Annotated in this window: 16 protein-coding genes; 5 read left to right on the top strand and 11 right to left on the bottom strand. The window is 72.1% G+C overall.

The window, feature by feature from the left end:
• Window positions 1–16: 16 nt before the first annotated feature.
• The 4 genes from ACFYT9_RS21890 to ACFYT9_RS21905 form a co-directional block, all read right to left on the bottom strand.
• Complete coding sequence (locus tag ACFYT9_RS21890) at window positions 17–502, bottom strand: poly-gamma-glutamate biosynthesis protein PgsC/CapC (protein ID WP_376598603.1); 486 nt, start codon at window positions 500–502, stop codon at window positions 17–19.
• Between the two features lie 107 nt (window positions 503–609).
• A complete protein-coding gene (pgsB, locus tag ACFYT9_RS21895) occupies window positions 610–2,229 on the bottom strand; it encodes a poly-gamma-glutamate synthase PgsB (protein WP_389166293.1) in 1,620 nt (539 codons plus the stop codon).
• A gap of 8 nt (window positions 2,230–2,237) precedes the next feature.
• The gene (locus ACFYT9_RS21900) at window positions 2,238–4,547 is read right to left on the bottom strand and encodes a HAMP domain-containing protein (RefSeq protein ID WP_389166296.1); all 2,310 of its coding nucleotides are present in this window, start codon (window positions 4,545–4,547) and stop codon (window positions 2,238–2,240) included.
• Between the two features lie 355 nt (window positions 4,548–4,902).
• The gene (locus ACFYT9_RS21905) at window positions 4,903–6,069 is read right to left on the bottom strand and encodes a CapA family protein (protein ID WP_389166336.1); all 1,167 of its coding nucleotides are present in this window, start codon (window positions 6,067–6,069) and stop codon (window positions 4,903–4,905) included.
• Between the two features lie 263 nt (window positions 6,070–6,332).
• Here ACFYT9_RS21905 and ACFYT9_RS21910 point away from each other — a divergent pair, with 263 nt between their 5' ends.
• A complete protein-coding gene (locus tag ACFYT9_RS21910) occupies window positions 6,333–7,118 on the top strand; it encodes a hypothetical protein (protein ID WP_389166298.1) in 786 nt (261 codons plus the stop codon).
• A gap of 38 nt (window positions 7,119–7,156) precedes the next feature.
• Here ACFYT9_RS21910 and ACFYT9_RS21915 read toward each other — a convergent pair whose 3' ends face one another.
• Complete coding sequence (locus ACFYT9_RS21915) at window positions 7,157–7,927, bottom strand: methyltransferase domain-containing protein (protein WP_389166301.1); 771 nt, start codon at window positions 7,925–7,927, stop codon at window positions 7,157–7,159.
• Here ACFYT9_RS21915 and ACFYT9_RS21920 point away from each other — a divergent pair.
• The 4 genes from ACFYT9_RS21920 (at window position 7,926) to ACFYT9_RS21935 (ending at window position 11,767) form a co-directional block, all read left to right on the top strand.
• Window positions 7,926–8,486: a MerR family transcriptional regulator gene (locus ACFYT9_RS21920; RefSeq protein WP_389166303.1), complete on the top strand. Its 561-nt coding sequence runs from the start codon at window positions 7,926–7,928 to the stop codon at window positions 8,484–8,486. The genes ACFYT9_RS21915 and ACFYT9_RS21920 overlap by 2 nt on opposite strands.
• Window positions 8,483–9,370, top strand: coding sequence for a PhzF family phenazine biosynthesis protein (locus tag ACFYT9_RS21925; RefSeq protein ID WP_389166305.1), 888 nt, complete (start codon window positions 8,483–8,485; stop codon window positions 9,368–9,370). Before ACFYT9_RS21920 ends, ACFYT9_RS21925 begins: the two co-directional genes overlap by 4 nt.
• A 598-nt stretch (window positions 9,371–9,968) precedes the next feature.
• The gene (locus ACFYT9_RS21930; protein ID WP_389166307.1) at window positions 9,969–10,955 is read left to right on the top strand and encodes an ATP-binding cassette domain-containing protein; all 987 of its coding nucleotides are present in this window, start codon (window positions 9,969–9,971) and stop codon (window positions 10,953–10,955) included.
• 5 nt (window positions 10,956–10,960) lie between these two features.
• Window positions 10,961–11,767 (top strand): ABC transporter permease, encoded by an 807-nt coding sequence (locus ACFYT9_RS21935; RefSeq protein WP_387273549.1) that lies wholly within the window; start codon window positions 10,961–10,963, stop codon window positions 11,765–11,767.
• 86 nt (window positions 11,768–11,853) lie between these two features.
• Here the strand turns inward: ACFYT9_RS21935 and ACFYT9_RS21940 are convergent, their stop codons facing one another.
• The 6 genes from ACFYT9_RS21940 to ACFYT9_RS21965 form a co-directional block, all read right to left on the bottom strand.
• Window positions 11,854–13,881: a M48 family metalloprotease gene (locus ACFYT9_RS21940; protein ID WP_389166309.1), complete on the bottom strand. Its 2,028-nt coding sequence runs from the start codon at window positions 13,879–13,881 to the stop codon at window positions 11,854–11,856.
• Between the two features lie 8 nt (window positions 13,882–13,889).
• The gene (locus ACFYT9_RS21945) at window positions 13,890–14,378 is read right to left on the bottom strand and encodes a hypothetical protein (RefSeq protein ID WP_376598608.1); all 489 of its coding nucleotides are present in this window, start codon (window positions 14,376–14,378) and stop codon (window positions 13,890–13,892) included.
• Window positions 14,379–14,933: 555 nt separating this feature from the next.
• Complete coding sequence (locus ACFYT9_RS21950) at window positions 14,934–15,677, bottom strand: amino acid ABC transporter ATP-binding protein (RefSeq protein WP_389166312.1); 744 nt, start codon at window positions 15,675–15,677, stop codon at window positions 14,934–14,936.
• Window positions 15,674–16,591, bottom strand: a complete 918-nt coding sequence (locus ACFYT9_RS21955) for an amino acid ABC transporter permease (protein WP_389166315.1) — start codon at window positions 16,589–16,591, stop codon at window positions 15,674–15,676. The genes ACFYT9_RS21950 and ACFYT9_RS21955 overlap by 4 nt, the downstream gene beginning before the upstream one ends.
• A 10-nt stretch (window positions 16,592–16,601) precedes the next feature.
• Window positions 16,602–17,477 carry an ABC transporter substrate-binding protein gene (locus ACFYT9_RS21960; RefSeq protein ID WP_389166317.1) on the bottom strand — a complete coding sequence of 292 codons (876 nt, stop codon included), beginning with the start codon at window positions 17,475–17,477 and terminating at the stop codon, window positions 16,602–16,604.
• Between the two features lie 209 nt (window positions 17,478–17,686).
• Window positions 17,687–17,821 (bottom strand): SAM hydroxide adenosyltransferase (locus ACFYT9_RS21965; protein WP_389166338.1); only part of this gene is annotated, 135 nt, incomplete at its 5' end.

Consider the following 17,821-nt stretch of genomic DNA (forward strand, 5'->3'; position numbering starts at 1 on the left):
GGTTCTTCCTCGGTTCTCAGGCGGCGGCGGGCATGACGCCGAGCAGCAGACCGGCGGCGATGACGATGTAGGCGGTCAGGGAGACGGTGGCCGTGGCGAGCAGCGTCGGCCCCTTGGGCTGGCGGACCAGCTGGTAGGCGATCAGGCCGGGCACGATGAAGCCCAGCGTCTGGTTGCCGTACAGGAGCGGGAACTCGATCGACAGGACGATCATCACCGTCGCCTGGAGCAGCACGCCCAGGAGCACGACGGAGGCGAAGAGCCGCTTGCCGTAGAGGATCACCAGCCGTTGCATGAGCTTGGTGCCGGCGTACGTGAGTGCGGTGACGCCGACGACCATCGCGGCGCGCTGGAGGTCCTCGATGAGGGTCAGGGCGAGCCAGCCCGGGGTGATCATCCCACCGGGGGAGAGGTTGGTGGTGAGGTAGCACAGCAGGGAGAAGAGCAGCCCGATGGCGATGCCCAGGGCGGCCATCTCGGGGGTCAGTGCGGCGGTGGTCAACGGGGGCTCCGGGCGCGGATACGGGGAGGAGGGCAGGGGCGGAGATCGGCGGAAGGGACACGGGCGGGGCACGAGCAGGGGAGCGGCGGGCGGGCGCGCCGGATCGGTCAGGGGCGCGGTGACCGGCTGTCGCCCGCCGCGGGGGAGTGGAACCAGCCGAAGCCGTCCGGGGCGACCGGCTGTTCCCACCCGGCTGCGGGCTCCCGCCACCCTTGCGGTGCGGTGTGCTCGCCGGTGGGCTGCGTGGGGACGCGTACGCGGGGGAACTCAAGGGTCCCCGGCGACTCGTGCCGCTCCTCGTACGCCGCCGGGTACGAGACGTACGGGTCCGTGGCCGTGGGCCCGGGCCTCCCCGGGAAGACCGCGTCCGGGGTCAGGGGCTCGGGCGTCCCCGCGAAGACCGCGTCCGTGCCTGCGGGCTCGGGCCGCCCCAGGAAGACCGCGTCCGGGGCCAGAGGTTCGGGCCACCCCGGGAAGACCGCATCCGGTGCCACGGGCTCGGAGCTCGCCGCGAAGGCGCCGTCCGGGCCCGTCGCGGCAGGGGTGTCGTCCGCCGGGAGCCCGGCCAGGTACTCCAGCAGCTCCTCGCCCTGGCCGTGGATGTTCCCGATGGCGACGAGCGAGGAGCCGTCGGGCATGGCGGCGAGCAGCTGCGGCATGAACTCCTCGGCGGGGCGCCGGTCCCCGCCCAGGTCGACCGCCCGGTCCCGCCAGGCGGCGGGGATGGCGTCGATGGCGCTCCTGGCCGGGTGCCCGATCACGAAGACGTGGTCCGGCTTCAGGTCGGGGACGATCTCGCCCATCTGTCCGTTGCGCTCGACGCGGTCGGGCCGGCAGTTGACGACGACGTTCAGGGGGCGGGTGACGGCGCCGAGGTCGAGCAGCTGGTTGACGTTCATCAGGGTCGACTCGGGGTCGTTGGCGGCGAAGACGTTGGCGAAGGCGAGGCGCTTGCCCTCGGGCGTCACGTACCGCTCCACCGACAGCACCCCGGGGTCCGGCGGGGCGTCGTACATGCCCTGGAGGGCGACCTGCCGCTCGATGCCGAGAAGCTCGGCGACCGTGAGCGCGATCGCGACGTTCTCCTTGAAGGTGAACCAGCTGAAGCCGCGCAGCTCAGCGTCGGAGACCGACTCGGGGTCGGCGTAGACCAGTCGGCAGTTCCGGGCGTCCGCCTCCTCCTGGAGAATGGCGAAGCGTTCCTTCTCCGCGGTCACGCAGATGCCGTCCTCCGGCATCGAGCGGCACAGGGACCGGGCCACGTCGTCGAGGGTGGGGCCCATCTCGGCGAGATGGTCCTCGCGGACGTTGCACAGGACGCCGATCGTGGAGCGGATCAGCTTGCTCTGGTTGACCTCCTGGAGCGCGGGCATGACGGCCATGCACTCGATGACGAGGGCGTGCGGCCGGTAGGAGGCCGCGCGGCGCACGATGCCGATCTGCTCCACCACGTTGGCGATGCCGAACTTCCGGTAGACCGGCTCCTCGGTCGCGTCGGGATGGATGAACCGCGCCGCCGTGCCCGTGGTTTTGGCGACGGTGACGAGACCGCCGCCGCGCAGGGCGCCCGCGCACAGGCGGGTGATGGAGGACTTGCCCCGGATGCCGTTGACGAGGACCCGGGTCGGGATGACGTGGAGGGCGGCGTAGTGCCTGCGCTGTTCCACGATGCCCGCGACCAGCAGGACGACGCTGCTGATCAGCAGGACGAAGTAGAGGTAGAGCACGCGCCTGGTCACCTTCCGCCCGCGCCGGCGGCGGACGGGGCGTCCGAGAGCCGGCGGGCCTGGTCGTGTCTGTGGGCCTGCGCCTTCTGGCGCAGGAGTTCGAGGCTGCGGACCACCGCACCCACCTCGTCCTGGTATCGGGGGTAGAGGACGGTCCTGACGTCGCCGTCGGCGAGCTTCTCCGCGCTCGTGGCGAGGGCGCGCAGCGGGCGTACGACCACCAGGTGGATCCAGCCCAGGCACAGCAGGGCGGCCGCCAGGCCGAGCATCCCGGCCAGGACGCCGCGGTCCTCCCGCTCGTACGGGGTGATCTGGAAGCCGGCGGCGTCCTGACGGCTGACGACGGTCCACCCGATGTCGGCCGTGACGCCGCCGCCGGAGAACGGGGCGGCCGCGGCCACCGTGACCCGGTCGCCCTCACGGATGAGCAGGCCGTTCTCGACCGGACCGGCTCCCACCCGGACGCCGGCCGCGCGGACGAGACCGGTCAGCGGCTCACCGTCCAGCTTCTCGAACGCCAGGAACCCGTCGCTCGCGGCGAGGGTCAGCCCGGCGGAGTCCACCACGCGGACCTCACCGAGACCGGGCCGGGCGAGCAGCGAGTTGAGGAACTCCACGCGGATCTCGCCCACCAGGGTGCCACCGTCGTGCTCGGGCACGGAGGCGCTCGCCTGGATGACGGGCTCCTTGCCGCCCTGCCCGGACACCCGTACCGGCGCCCGGTCCCGCCCGCCGCTCCAGGCGTGCGGCTCACCGCCCGCGCGGGCGGTGACGGAGCCGTCGGCGGCGACGAGGTAGAGCGCCTGGTAGCGGGTGTGCCTGACCAGGGCGTCGTCCAGCAGGCGGCCCGTGGAGGCGGGGCCGCCGGCTCCGATCAGACGTGCCGTGGAGACGAGATCGGCGTGCGCCTCGTTGAGCGCCCTGCGGAGCCGGTCGGCGATCAGGTCCGTACGCTCCCGCTGGTCGTTGACCATGGTGGTCGGCACGCTCACCGACCCGTCCGTGCGGTTCAGCAGCAGGCCGACGGGCACGCACCAGAGCAGCAGCAGGACCCCCGTCGCGACGAGCGGACCGCGCGTCCCGATCCGGACCGTACCGGACCGGAGGGCGCCGAGGTTCCCGTCATCGCCCCCACGGCCGCTCCCGCCGTCGCCGTCGGCCCCGTGGCCGCCCGGGCCGTCACCCTCGCCGTGCAGTCGGCGACGCACGCGCTCCAGAGCGAGGCCGATGCGGCGGGCCTCACCCCGGCGGGGCACGGTGACCGGTCGGTGCAGATCCCCTCGGGCGAGCCGGCGCGACTCCAGGAACAGCCGGAGCAGCGGTCGCTGGACCGTGCTCCACAGCACCGCAGCCGCGGCCAGCCCGAGGACGACGAGGGCGCCCGCCGCAGCCAGCCCGAACAGCCGGCGGTCCGGCTCCTCGCCCCGCTGGTCGACGACGGGGAGCAGGGCCACGACCGTGAGGCCGAGGCCCGCCGCGACGCTCCGCTTCTCCTCGGGGTCCGAGGAGGCCAGGGAGGCGTACCCGGCGGTGGCCACCCGCCCGTTGTACTCGCCGCCGATCAGCGTGCCGCTGACGCCGGGATAGCCGCGGGAGCCGGGCTCCCTGGCCTGGACGGGATGCTGCTCGGTACGGATCGCGGCCTCGTCGGCGAGGCCGCGCATCTGCCGGTGGAGGAAGGAGAGCTCCTGGCGCTCCTGGTCGGAGTTGAGGGCCTCGGCCCGCTCGAATCCCGCGGTGGCGAGGATCTCGCCCCCCTCGGCCACCACCGCCATGCTGCGGAACGGGCCGAGGCTCACCGCGGGCACCGACAGGCTGCTCGACGCGAGCAGCAGCTGCTGGGGCCTGCCGGGCCAGTCGAGCACCGCCATGCTCATCAGGCGTACGTCGCCGGTCTCCAGGCGCACCATCCGGGGCGTCAGGGCCCGCTCGCCGACGAGGGCCTCCTCGTCGAGCCAGGCGAGGGGAACGGTCTCCCCGCGTGCGGCGAGCACGTCCCCGTTCTCCAGGTCCACGATCGTGGTGCCGGTCCACTTCTGATACGTACGGCCCAGGTCCGACAGCACCCGGCCGGGCTTGACGGGACGGCCGGCGTTGAGCGCCGCCGCCGTCCGCTCCAGGTCCGCGACCCGCTCGTCGATGGAGGCGCGCAGGGCGATGGCGCCGTCCTCGGCGAAGTACTGCTGGGAGGTCAGTACGGCCTTGGGTGCCACGGCCTCCTCCGTGGGCCCGAGCACCTTGGCGGTCAGTCCGGCAAGGGCGAGGACCAGCACGCACAGGACGGCGATCGGCGGGCGGATGCCGCCGAGAAGCGGCATGTCCGCGCGCCTGCGGCTGCGCCGCCGCCCTCCCCGGACGGCGTACGCGGCGTTCTTCGGTGTCACTGCTGTGCTGCTCTCTTCTGGTTCCCGAGACCCGGACCGCCCGGCTGCCCGGCCGCCTGACCGCCTGACCGCCGGGCCGTCGGGCCTTCGGTCAGGCGGCCACGACGCGACGCGGCGGGAAGCGCCCGCGCCGGTGCGGTGCGGGACTCGCCGTGCGGAACGGGGCTGTGCGGCAGGCAGGGCGGACGAAGCCGCGCCGGTGCGCTGGATGCGTATCAGATGGGTGCGTGCGGCATCTTTCGATGCGAGGAGGCCGGATTCGTCACCCGCACGGATCCGGCCCGCGCTCTCATTCCTCCAGGGAGAGCTCGGCCAGGCCGTCGCCGCCCGGTGCGCCCCGGTTGTAGAGGAAGCCCTGAGTCCGGTCCGCGGCGAGGCGGTAGCGGGCGAGACGGTCCGGGGTGAGGCCGCCGGGCTGGTCGAGCGCCCGGCGGACGTCGACGAGCCGGTGGTCCTCCACGGCGCCGGCGGGGAGTTTCTCCCCGGGCTCCGCCTCGGGCGGGATGTCGACCAGCGTCGTCCGGTAGCGGGCTGCGACGTCCCAGCCGTCCTGCGTCTCCCTGAACTCGAACCAGCCGATCACGCCTTCCTCGGTGAGGCCGGTGGGTGACGAGTGGCGGGCCACCTGATTGCCGAGGCTGTAGGCGACCCAGGTGCCGTTCAGTTTCTGGATCGGCTGCACCACGTGCGCGTGGTGGCCGATCACGAGGTCGATCCCCGTCTCTTCCGTGAGTCGTTCCGCGAGCCGCAGCTGCGGCACGCTGGGCTCGTTGTAGTGCTCGAGCCCCCAGTGGACCGAGAGGATCACGACCTCCGCGCCCTGCTGCCGGGCCCGCGCCTCGGCCTTTTTGATCTCGTCCGTGCTGATGCGGTTGAACGCCCAGCGTTCCTTCTGGGGCGTCGGATTGAGGAAGGACTCCCAGGAGTACGACAGGTGGGCCACCTTGACGCCCTTGACGTCCCGGATATTGATCTTCTGCGCCTCGTCCCGGGTACGCGCCGAGCCGGCGTGCCCCAGGCCGACCCGGTCCATGGTGTCCAGGGTGCGGCGGACCGCCTTGAGGCCGTGGTCGTAGGTGTGGTTCGACGCGGTCGAGCAGGTGTCGTACCCCACGTCCTTCAGCGCGGTGAGAATCTGCGGCGGGACGAGGAACTCCGGGTATCCCTGGAAGGGGCCCTCGGGCCTGCCCACCGGGGTCTCCATGTGGCAGATGGCCAGGTCGGCCTTGCCGATCACCGGGCGCACCCCGGCGAGGAGCGGTTCGAAGTCCAGGCCGGCGCTGCCGCGGCCGGTCGCCTCCGCGTCCTCGGACGCCTGCTCCACGAGTTCGGGATGGATGAGAACATCTCCCGCGGCGGCGACGGAGAAGGACCGCCCGCCCTGCTTGATCCGCGCGTCCGAGGGCGACGTCGCGCAGCCGGTTCCGAGAACGGCGAAGGCGGCGGTCACCGCCAGCACACGCCCGATGGGGAGAGATTCACACAATGGCACCGGAGGATCTTCACACGCCTTACAAGATCATCCCTTATATGATCATTACGAGAGCATTACTTTTCCTTTACGTTCTCGGAATTCTCTGCGTGTCATTTTTCCTGGCGGGCTGTCAGACAGGGAATTCCGGTCCCGGCGCGACCCGGCAACCGGCCCGATCCGAGCTGGTCGACCTCAAGAGCCATATCGTCGATTACGCCCGCCGCGCCGCCGCGCGCGAGCCCTACATGCCCCCCGACAGCACGCGGCGCGAGCGCGTCGCCCGCGGGGTGGGTCGCCTCCTGGACGGCGACCCCGGCGAGGCCGCACGGATCCTCGCCGGAGCCGGATTCCGTGTGACCCGCCTCACGGACACCGTCTCCGGCCGGCGCTTCGACGAGGTCGCGGACCGGGAGCGGGGTGCCGAGGACAGATGGGGGCGGCTGTACGTCCCCGCCGACGGCGACGTCCGGTGGAGCGTGCAGGTGCCGCACCCGGTCGCGGACCGTGACACCGAGGTCCTCGGGGCGCGGCTCCTGGAAGCTGCGCCGCATGGCGCGCTCGTCCTCGCCGGCGCCCACCGGGCCGCCGGTCGGGGAGACTCGGCGGACGTGGCGCACCGCACCGACAGCGCGTTCCACACCTTCGTCCTGGAACTACAGAAACGGGATGTTCCGGGCATGCAACTGCACGGTTTCGCGAAGGCGTCGGACCGCCCCTACGACGCCGTCCTCTCCACCGGCGCCGCCCGCACGGCATCCGAGGACGCCGCACTCCTCGCCGACCGCATGGAGAGCCGTGATCTGCGCGTGTGCCGTGGCTGGTCCGCCACCTGCCCGCTGGAAGGGACGACGAACGCACAGGGAAAGGCGGCGCAACGCCGCGGCACCTCCTTCCTCCACGTCGAACTCGCCCCGGCTGCCCGAGGCGACGCCAGAGCCGCCGAGGCGGTACGGACGGCCCTGGCGGGACTGCTGGAGACCTGGGCCGCCGGCGGAGATCGGAGACCCGCTCCTGATCGTTCCCCACAGTGAGAGAGCCGGCCGTCCGCTCCCGCGCGCTCACGACCGCATCACTCCGGTGCGGTCGCCGCTGCCACGAACATCGGCAGCGCCAGGAAGAGACGGTCGGCCTCGGCCCGCGCACGCTGCTCGGCGATCCAGCCGTCCGTCCGCTGGCGCGTGACGGCCCCGGTGCGGCAGGCCGCTTCGGCCAGTCCGGTGAGCAGGAGCAACATCGCCGACCCGGTGAACACGCCCGTGTGCACCTCGACCGCCACGTCGCTGAAGTGGCCGTCCAGCAACAGGTTGCGGTAGCGGCGAGCAGCACGCGGGTCGGTGGTCAGGTCGGCGCGGGCGCGCACGATGGCGCGGGTGAGGGCGGGATCGTCGGAGTCGATGACGAGCGTGTCCCAGTCCTGGCCGGCGAGCACGATCCGCCCTCCAGGCACAAGGACCCTGCGGGCCTCCGCCAACGCCCGCTCCGGCTCGCCCAGTTCGTGGAACACCTTGTCGGCTCGGTATCCGTCCACCGAGGCGTCCGGCAGCGGCAGCCCGTACGCTCCCGCCATCCGGAAGTCAGCCCCGGGCCACCGGCCACGGGCGACGGCGATCATCCGCTCGCTCGGGTCCACACCGACGGCCCTCACGCCCCGCTCGGCCAGCTCCGCCACGGCCCGTCCGGCGCCACAGCCCACGTCCACCACGGACGTTCCGGGGCAGGCGCCGAGCAGCTCATAGGAGAGCACCCTCAGTGCCTCGGCGCCCGGCAGTCGGTCGGCGGCGTCGAGCCGTGCGACGAGTTCGTCCGCCGGAGGGGACGCCTTTTCCGTTTCCCTGGTCATGAACTTCAGACTGGGACTTAATGTCGACATGAAGTCAAGCGAGAAAAGGGAATTGGGCGGCGGCGAGCGTGACTCCATGGGAATCGGGGCCCTCGCCGAACGCTTCGGTCTGGCCACACACGTCCTGCGCCACTGGGAGTCGACGGGGCTCCTCGCCCCCGCACGAGACGCCGCCGGTCGGCGCCGCTACCGCAGCGCCGACCTCACACGCGTCGCCGTCATCCTGCGCGCCAAGGACGCGGGGCTCTCCCTCGACGTCATCCGCTCGCTGACCGCTCCCGCCGATGCCGTGAAGCGACGGAACATCCTGAGCGCAGAGGCCGACGCGCTGCGCTCCCGTATCGCCGCCGCGCAGGCATCCCTCGACCTCATCGAATGCGCCGTCGACTGTGATCAGGACGACTTCTCGCGGTGCGCCCATTTCCGGCGGGCCGTCGAGGACGGCAGCGAGGACGGTCGTCCCGAATCGGACGCAAGCCTGCCGGGCTCGCCTGACCCCTCCCTGACAGCACCTGACCGGGGAACAAATCCCGGGATCATCGCCGTTGCCCCGGCATGAACCTGGTACGGGAAACCCCTGACGTCCTGCGCTACACCGCCTTCTCCGACGACCCCGAGGGAGGCAACCCCGCCGGGATCGTGCTCGACGCCACGGGTCTCAGCGACGAGGAGATGCTGGCGATCGCCGCCGAAGTCGGCTACAGCGAAAGCGCGTTCCTGTCAGCGCCGTCCGGGGAAGCAGGCTCCGGCGCGTCAGAAGCCGGGCGCGCGTTCACCATCCGCTACTTCAGCCCCAAGGCGGAGGTGCCCTTCTGCGGTCACGCCACCATCGCGACGGCCGTGGCCCTCGGCGAGCGCATCGGCCCCGGCGACCTGGTGTTCACCACCCGGGCCGGGACCGTGCCGGTGACCGTGACGCGCGAGGGCGGGGCGCTGCGCGCCACCCTCACGAGCGTCGAGCCGCACATCGAGGAGGTCGCGGACGAAGACCTGGCCGAGGCACTCGCCGCGCTCGACTGGCCGGCCGGCGACCTCGACCCCGCGCTGCCTCCCCGCATCGCCTTCGCGGGCGCGCGCCATCTGGTCCTCGCCGCCGCGAGCCGCGAGCGACTGGCCCACCTGGCGTACGACTTCCCCCGCCTGGAGGCCCTCATGCACCGCCTCGACCTGGTGACTCTGGAGCTGGTCTGGCGCGCATCTCCGGAGGTCTTCCACGTCCGCGCCCCGTTCCCGGTGGGCGGCGTGGTCGAGGACCCGGCGACCGGGGCGGCTGCCGCCGCTTTCGGCGCGTACGCCCGTGAGCTCGGACTCGTGCCCGAGGCGACGGTCCTCACCCTCCACCAGGGGGAGGACATGGGACGCCCCGGCGTCCTGACGGTGGAACTGCGCGCTGGAGACCGACGGATCAGGGTCGCAGGCTCGGGGACCCGCATCCCGGCCTGATCGCACCCCGCCCTGATCGCACCCCGGCCTGATCGCATCCCGTCCCATCCGCAGGAACTCCTGTGTAGTTCACCCAGCTCCGTGCTCCCCCCCCCGCATGGCCGCTAGCCGGCGGCGGCCATGCGGAAGGACGGACGCCGACCCGCCTCCCTCGGCAATCGGCCCGGATCCGGGTGCTGCGGCGGTGCCGGCGAGCGCCGCCCGCCCGGATCGGGTTCGCCGCTGCGCCGAGCACCACCGACGACGCTCGCTCGCGGCACCTCGCCCTCACAGGCACGTTCCGGCGGAACGGGAGCAAAGAGGCGTGACACCGGCAGCGGCGCCACTCGCCGTTGTCGGACCACCACTCAACGTCCCGTTCTCCCGTGCCCGAAGCGCCGCCGCCCGGAGCCGCCGCCCGAAGCGCTGCCGCACGGGGGCCGCACACGATGCCGACGCACGTCCCGCCGCGCATACCGCCGCAGCGTGGGCCGCCTCACGGTGAAGGCCGCGCCGACCGCCGCCCGGGGACAATCCCCGGCCATCCGCTTCATCCGGTGCCTGTCAGAGGCGTCGGGCACAGTGGAAGAGGTGACTCCTCGACGAAGGGGGCGACCCCATGACACACGCGATAAGGGCCGAAGGTCTCGCCAAGACCTTCAAAGGGACCGCCGCGCTCAAGGGCATCGATCTCGAAGTCCCGGCAGGCACCGTCCTGGGCCTGCTGGGCCCCAACGGTGCGGGCAAGACGACGGCCGTGCGGATCTTCGCCACGCTTCTGTCGCCCGACGGAGGCCGTGCCGAGGTCGGCGGGTACGACGTGGTCGGCCAGGCCCGTCAGGTGCGGTCCCTGATCGGGCTCACCTCCCAGTACTCCGCGGTCGACGACAACATGACGGGAACCGAGAACCTGGTGATGATCGCCCGCCTGCTCGACATGCCGCGGCCGGAAGCGCGGGCGAGATCGGCCGAGCTGCTCAGGCGCTTCCACCTCGAAGAGGCCGCGGGCCGCGCCGTGAAGACGTACTCGGGCGGCATGAGACGCCGGCTCGACCTGGCTGCCAGCCTGGTCGGGCGGCCCCGCATCCTGTTCCTCGACGAACCGACGACGGGGCTCGATCCCCACAGCCGCGGCGAGGTCTGGGGGATGCTGCGCGGGCTGGTGTCCGAGGGCATGACCACGCTGCTGACCACGCAGTATCTGGACGAGGCCGACCGACTCTCCGACAGCATCGTCGTCGTCGATCACGGCAGCGTGATCGCCGAAGGCACCCCCGACGAGCTGAAGGCGCAGGTCGGAGGGCAGGTGCTCAACGTACAGCCGGTGTCCACGGACGATCTGGCACGCGCCCGTGCGCTCGTCGCGGAGGAGGCCGGCCCCCAGACCGCGATCGAGGACCATCGGGTCATCGCGCCCGTCACCAGCGAGACACTCATGCCCCGCGTGGTACGCCGCCTCGACCAGGCGGGCATAGCCGTCGGCGAGCTCACCCTGCGCCGCTCCTCCCTGGACGAGGTGTTCCTCGCCCTGACCGGTCACAAGGCACGGGCGAACGACCCGACGACGTCCGACGACGACTACGTGGCCACAGGGGGCCCGTCATGACCGGCATGAACCTCACGGAGACGACCGTCCGCGGAGGAAACCGCGTCCGCGTGGGGGCGGCGCTGCGGCAGACGGCCACGATGTCCTGGCGAAGCCTGATCTCGGTGAAGCACAACCCGCTGGAGCTCGTCGACTACAGCATCACGCCGATCATGTTCGTCTTCCTCTTCACCTACGTCTTCGGCGGACAGATGGCCGGCTCGCCGCAGGAGTACCTGCAGTACGCGCTGGCCGGGATCATCGTCCAGAACACCCTGTTCATGAGCATGTACACCGCGATGTCGCTCAACGCCGACCTGACGAAGGGCGTGTTCGACCGCCTTCGCAGCCTCCCGATCGCCCGGGCGGCGCCACTCTACGGACGGATCGCCGCCGACCTCGCCAAGCAGCTGTGGGCGATGCTGCTCATGATCGGCCTCGGCACCCTGCTCGGCTTCACGATCACCGGCAGCGCCCTCGGCTTCCTCGGCGCGACCCTCCTTCTCCTGGTCTTCGCCGCCGCCGTCTCCTGGACCGCCGTCCTGATCGGCATGCTGGCGGGCGACGCCGAGAAGGTACAGGTCTTCGCCTTCACGATCATCTTCCCGATCACCTTCACCAGCAGTGCCTTCGCCCGGGTCGAGACGATGCCGGGCTGGCTCCAGGCGTGGGTCGAGGTCAATCCCGTCACGCACCTGTCCGACGCGTTCCGAGGGCTCCTGCTGGGCACCCCGGTCGGATCGTCCGTCATGTGGTCCCTCATCTGGGCCGCGGGCATCGCCGCCGTCTTCATGCCGATCGCCATGCGCGTCTACAACTCCCGCAGCCGCTGAAGCCGCCGGCACCGGAGAGCACGGGGAGCGCGGTGCGGCCACGCGGCAGGCTCCGTACACGCGAGACCGCCGAAAGCGCGGCGCGGCTATGCGGCAGGGCCCGGACACGCTGAGACCGCCGAAAGCGCGGACCGCTCCACCTCGCTCGCCCGGTCACCGCGCCAGAACACATGGCGCAGCGCGTACGACCCACCGCGCGCGTCCGGCGGTGGCTGTCCGTCGTGCAGGTACGCACGCGACAGCAGCAGCGCGAGGCAGGCCAGCGCCCCGCACACCAGGGCGGGAAGCAGGACCCGCCGCAGCGGGGGCACGTCGGCCGGCGGGACGGGCCCTCCCGCGGGCATCCACCGGGGCCGCTCGCCGGACGGTCCGACCGCCCAGGCCGCCAGCGGCACCACCCCCATCAGCGCCGCCCCGAGCGCGACGAGCGGGACGGCCGCGAAACCGTCCAGCACCGGTGTCAGCATCAGACCCGGCAGCGCGAGCACGTCCTCGGGCGGGGCGGTCGTGGGGTAGCGGGCGGTCACCCACCGGGCGACCCCCTCCGCGGGCAGCGAGAACCCCGTGAGGTAGGCGACGCCGTACAACTGCCACCACACCAGCCAGGAGGCGACGACGACCGCGAGGCCGGTCTGCCCGGTCAGCAGTGCGGGGCGCAGCGTCCGTCCCCGCCAGGTGCGAGCCCAGAGATCGGCGCACCGCGTCGACCACGCTCCGACGACCGCTCCGACCGCCACGGGCACCAGGAGCAGCCAGGGCCGCTCCGGAATCCACTGGGTGCCCGGGCCCGAGCCCGTGCCCGTGCCCGACACGAAGGTGGCGGCGGACATCCCGGCGCCCAGCCAGGCGCCGGGCACCGCTCCGGACGCCACGGGCGCACCGGTGAGCACGGCGTACGCGACGGCCCGCCACAGCGCGATGCCGACGCCCGCTGCGATCAGCAAGGCGGGGGGCAAGGCGGCGGCCAGGTACCTCCCCGTGGTGGCCGTACCGTACGGCGCCACGTTGTTGAGCAGGTGGATCTGCACCGTGCAGGCGGTGGCGCCCGTCAGGAAGACCATGAGCGCGGGGACACGGAACAGCGCCTCGGGGTCGGCCAGCGCCTCCTGCCGCAGACTCATGTGCGGATGGGTGCGCCACAGCCCCGCGAGGCCTCCCATCGGGCCGCGGCCGGCTCCCACCGGCCCAGTGACCGCAGTGGGCCACCCCCGCGGATCCGCAGCCCAGCGCAGCGCCGTGAGGTCGGCCCAGAACTCACGGCTCCGCAGGATCTCCCACCGGGCCAGGTGCACCGGAGCGGCGGTCAGGAGAGCCAGCAGGACGTCCCGGTCCAGCGAGGGGCCGCCTCCGGCGGACACGTCCTGGTAGACCTGAAAGCCCTCCCAGAGGAGGGCGGGCACGAGCACCAGCAGGAGGAACGCCCGCCACACGGACACCGTGGCATAGGTGAGGGTGACGTCCCGGTTGGCGATGTGCGCCAGTTCGTGGAGCACCACCGTGCGAAACCGCGCGGGATCCGCGCGGCGCACGGCCAGCAGCCCTCCGTGGAGACACAGCACCGGGCGGCGGTCGCTGCCGAAGACCACGGCGCCCCCTGTGACGGCGGCCGGATCGACGACGATACGGGGCTTCCGCCGGAGCCCGGCCCCCGTGACCAGGAGGTCGATCCCGGTACGGAGGCGCCCGCCCGGGTCGATCGCCTCCAGCGGCACCACCCGGCTTCGCCGGGCCTTCCACAGCGGCAGTACGTGGAACAGCACCGCCGCGCCCACGAGTACGAGCACCGGCCACACGGCCACCTGCCACCAGGGCGGCGAGGGCGCCCACCGGGACACGCAGAAGTCGAAGGCGTGCTGCTGACCGACGATCATGGCCGGCGCCGTCCACGGATCGGGGTCGGCGGGGTCGACACCGGCCGCCAGCTCGCAGCCCGCCCGGTCCCCGTCGGCCAGCGGGGTCAGGACCGCCAGCATCAGGGAGCCACAGGCCGCCGGCATCAGAAGCAGCAGCATCGCGAAGCGTGCGCCGGTGCCCGCCCCCAGCACCCGCTCGTCGACGCGCGGGCGAGGCGGCTCCGCTGCCCGCGGGCGCTGCTCTGTCCCGACGTCCCCCATGCCCGCGCCTATCCCCGGTCGTCGTCGGACCCGCCGACGGCAGGCGGGGCGTGGGGCTCGGAGGTCTCGGCCAGGGCCAGTTCGGCCACCACCGCGTCCGCGATCTCCTCGGCCCGCCGCCGGGAGAGCCGGCGCTTCTCGCCGGCCGCGACCACGCGCTGACGCACCTCGGCCATCTGCTCGCGGGTCAGCGGGGGAACCTCGACCGGAGCCTGCCGACGGCGGAAGAGCCGCCGGAACACGGTGCCCGCGCGCTGCTCGGCGGCGTCGGCCGTCCGGGTCACCAGCCGCTGGCCCAGCTCGTTCAGCACGGGCCACACGACCGGAGTGACCAGCAGCACGATCTCCCCGGCCCCGAACCCCAACGGCTCACGGCGCTCGCCGGATCCGCCGAGCCGACGGACCACCGTCGCGTCGTCGAACCGACACAGCCCGTCCACCACCGGCAACTCGTCCGGAGCGACACCGGCGACGACCGCGCGCACGACATCACGCACCAAGCCGTTCGGCCGGTCCTGCCCGGACACGCCCCTCGTCGATGCGGCCACACGCCCCCCAGACCTCCGCCGGATCCCGCACGGAGAAGAGATCGCCTACACGGAAATCCCCACTCTGACACGTAAGTTGACAACCCGACAGAACTGCTTCGACAGTCACCCGAGGCCGGCCGCCGCAGGACGGGGCGGCCTCCTCGATCGCGGAGACGTCCAGGCCGAGCTGAGAGCCGGGCGGCGACGGTCCACGCGCACGGCGTCCACCAGGCGGTGCACTCCCGCCCTCGCCCTCCACCCCGGGTACGGACTCCGAAGGGCTCCAGCTCGGCCGGAAACCACCCCGGGCGCGCCCCGCGAAGCACGAGAACCGGCCTGCTGAACAGCGAGAAGCGGACGCGCCGTACGGGAAAGCGATCCCCGGCAGGCCGCCGGCCGGCCCCCTCCTCCCGGCAGGCCGCCGGGCCGGCCCCCTCCTTCCCCCCCCGGCAGCGCGCCGGCCGGTCCCTCCCCACGGCGGGGGAGAGGACCGGCCGGCGCGATCCGCGGGCGGCGGCGCTGCTACGAGCGGTCCAGCGCACGGGCGAGGAAGCGTCGCGTGGCCTGTTCCCGCGGCGCGGTGAGGACCTGCTCCGCGGTGCCCTGTTCCACGATCACGCCGTCCTCCAGGAAGCAGACCCGGTCCGCGACCCGCCGGGCGAAGTCCATCTCATGCGTGGCCATCAGGATGGTCAGGCCCCGCCGCTTCAGGTCGGCGACGACGTCCAGGACCTCGCCGACCAGTTCGGGATCGAGGGCCGAGGTGATCTCGTCGAACAGCAGCAGTTCCGGCTCGGTCGCGAGCGCGCGGGCGATCGCCGCCCGCTGCTGCTGTCCGCCGGAGAGCCGATCGGGGTGTTCGCGCGCCTTGTCCGCGAGCCCGAGGCGGTCCAGGAGCTCACGGGCCGAGGCCTCGGCCTTCCGGCGCGGCACGCCGTGGACCTGGCGGGGCGCCAGCGTGATGTTGTCCAGCACGCTCAGGTGCGGAAAGAGGTTGTACGCCTGGAAGACGATGCCGATCCGTCGGCGGGCGACGTCGGGGTCGAGACGGGGGTCCGTCAGCTCGCTCTCGCCCAGGTGGACGGTGCCGTCGTCGACCACCTCCAGCAGGTCCACGCAGCGCAGCAGGGTCGACTTGCCCGAGCCCGAGCCGCCGATCAGGCAGACGACCTCGTGCTCGGCGACGTCCAGATCGATCGAGCGCAGCACCAGCCGCTCCCCGTACTGCTTGCGGAGGCCGCGGATACGCAGCAGCGGCTCGCTCATCGGCCGGCCCCCGCCCACGTGCGCCGGGCCGCCCGCCGCTGGAGCCGGTCGGCGTAGCGGGTGAGAGGGATGGTCACCGCGATGAACAAGAGGGCCGCTCCCAGGTACGGGGTGTAGTTGAAGTCGTAGTCGGCCTTGATCTGGGCGGCCCGCAGCGCTTCGAGCGGTCCGAGGACGGCGACCAGCGCCGTGTCCTTCTGCAGGGCGATGAAGTCGTTGAGCAGGGGTGGGAGCACATTGCGCACCGCCTGCGGCAGGACGACGTGCCGCAGCGTCTGCCGCTCGTTGAGCCCCAGGGCGCGTGCGGCGTTCCGCTGCGCCGGGTGGACCGAGTTCAGTCCCGCCCGGAACACCTCGGCGACGTACGCGGTGTAGGAGAGCGTGAGGGCGATCACGCCGAGGACCCAGGGCTCGGAGGGGGTGCCCTGGAGTTGCAGCGCCGGCAGCCCGAAGCCGACGAGGAACACGAGGAGCAGGGTCGGTACGCCGCGGAAGACGTCCACGTAGACGGTGGCGGCGAGCCGCAGGGGCTGGAGGCCCGGCGCGCGGGTCACCCGCACCAGGGCGATCAGCAGGCCCAGGACGAGGATGAGGACCTCGGCGACGAGGAACATCTGGATGTTGAGCAGGAAGCCCCGGAGGAGGTCGGGGAAGGCGGAACGGAACTCCGCGCCGTCGAAGAAGAGGCTGTCGACGCGCTCCCAGCCCGGCGAGGCGATCGTGGCCGCACCCACCGCCACCAGGGCGAGCAGGGTGCAGAGGGTGGAGACCCAGGTGTGGCGGCGCTTGCGGGAGCGGCGGTACCGCTGCCGCTCCCGTTCGTGGTCACTGGGCCGGTAGTCGGCGTCGGGTGTCTCGGGGGCGTCCGGACCGGTGGGCGACCGGTCCGGTGCGGCCGTCTTGCTGATGTCCATGGCCGGCCCGTTATCGCTTCAGCTCGGGGACGTTCGCCGAGGCGGACAGCCACTGCGTGGTGAGCTCGGCGAGCGTGCCGTCGGCCCTGAGTTCGTCGAGGGCCTTGTTGACGCAGGAGGTGTACCCGCTGTTCTTCGGCAGCAGCAGGCCGAACTTCTCGGGGGTACCGCCCGCGTAGCCGAACTGGCCGACGATCTCGCCGTTCTCCAGCTCCGCCCCGGCCAGGTAGAAGACCGTGGGCAGGTCGGTGACGATCGCGTCGATCTGACGGTTCCGCAGTGCGGTGACCTCGTCCTTGGTGGTGCTGAAGACGCGGGGCTGCTTGGAGGGCTTGATCTGGTCGAGCACGGCCTGGTAGCTGGTCGTCGCGACCTGCACACCGATCCTGGCGTCCTTGAAGGCGCTCAGGGACGTGGCCTTCGCGAACGCGGATCCGTCGAGCGTCAGAATGGCCTGATTGGCCGTGTAGTAGCTGGTGGAGAAATCGACGGCTTTCGCGCGCTGGGGCGTGATGGAGATCTGGTTGATATCGAAGTCGAACGCCTTGGGGCCGGGAGCGTAGGAGTGGGCGAAGGGCTCGACGACCCATTTCACCTGATCCCGTCCGAAGCCCAGCTTCTCGGCCACCGCATAGGCCACAGCGCTTTCGAACCCCTTTCCGTTCGACGGGGTGTTGTTGTCGAACCACGGCTCGTACGCCGGGGAGTCGGTCGCGACGGTGAGCCGACCCGGCTGGTGGAGGCTGGGGCTGTCGGTCGTGCACTGCGCTGCGCTCTTGGAGCCGCCCGTCTGAGGGTTGCTCTGCGGCTGCGGCGCGCAGCCGGCTGCCGCCAGGGCGACCAGGGCGGAAGCGGCAGCAGCCAGGGACACGCGGGTACGGGACATCAGGGGGTCCTTCGGGAAGTCCGGGAAAGATACGGAATACGGGGCCGGTGCTGTGCGCTCAGCGACACAGATCGGCCGCACAGCGCACGTTGTCCACGTGGCGGCGGCGAACCAGCGGGATAGTTCCGGACATGCTTTTCAGCATTCCGGCCCACGGAGACCGGCGTCAATCTCGAAAACGGTTGCCGGGATAACGCGTTGATAACATGTCAGCTGATGAGATGAAACACCCGGTCGCCCTGGCGGAGGCCGAAAAGCTCCGCCGCCGATCCGCCGCGGACGACGAGTTCGGCGAAGCCGGTGCCGGAGCTGCCGACGGTGATTCCGGGTTGGCCGAGCGGGAC

The sequence above is a fragment of the Streptomyces sp. NPDC004435 genome, assembly GCF_042873895.1.
GTDB lineage: Bacteria > Actinomycetota > Actinomycetes > Streptomycetales > Streptomycetaceae > Streptomyces.

What these genes read in the sequence shown, in the direction of transcription:
- ACFYT9_RS21900 (WP_389166296.1), bottom strand. Translation starts at nt 4,547, where the DNA reads ATGCCGCTTCTCGGCGGCATCCGCCCGCCGATCGCCGTCCTGTGCGTG.
- ACFYT9_RS21910 (WP_389166298.1), top strand. Translation starts at nt 6,333, where the DNA reads ATGCCCCCCGACAGCACGCGGCGCGAGCGCGTCGCCCGCGGGGTGGGT.
- ACFYT9_RS21920 (WP_389166303.1), top strand. Translation starts at nt 7,926, where the DNA reads ATGAACTTCAGACTGGGACTTAATGTCGACATGAAGTCAAGCGAGAAA.
- ACFYT9_RS21915 (WP_389166301.1), bottom strand. Translation starts at nt 7,927, where the DNA reads ATGACCAGGGAAACGGAAAAGGCGTCCCCTCCGGCGGACGAACTCGTC.
- ACFYT9_RS21925 (WP_389166305.1), top strand. Translation starts at nt 8,483, where the DNA reads ATGAACCTGGTACGGGAAACCCCTGACGTCCTGCGCTACACCGCCTTC.
- ACFYT9_RS21930 (WP_389166307.1), top strand. Translation starts at nt 9,969, where the DNA reads ATGACACACGCGATAAGGGCCGAAGGTCTCGCCAAGACCTTCAAAGGG.
- ACFYT9_RS21935 (WP_387273549.1), top strand. Translation starts at nt 10,961, where the DNA reads ATGAACCTCACGGAGACGACCGTCCGCGGAGGAAACCGCGTCCGCGTG.
- ACFYT9_RS21940 (WP_389166309.1), bottom strand. Translation starts at nt 13,881, where the DNA reads ATGGGGGACGTCGGGACAGAGCAGCGCCCGCGGGCAGCGGAGCCGCCT.
- ACFYT9_RS21950 (WP_389166312.1), bottom strand. Translation starts at nt 15,677, where the DNA reads ATGAGCGAGCCGCTGCTGCGTATCCGCGGCCTCCGCAAGCAGTACGGG.
- ACFYT9_RS21955 (WP_389166315.1), bottom strand. Translation starts at nt 16,591, where the DNA reads ATGGACATCAGCAAGACGGCCGCACCGGACCGGTCGCCCACCGGTCCG.
- ACFYT9_RS21960 (WP_389166317.1), bottom strand. Translation starts at nt 17,477, where the DNA reads ATGTCCCGTACCCGCGTGTCCCTGGCTGCTGCCGCTTCCGCCCTGGTC.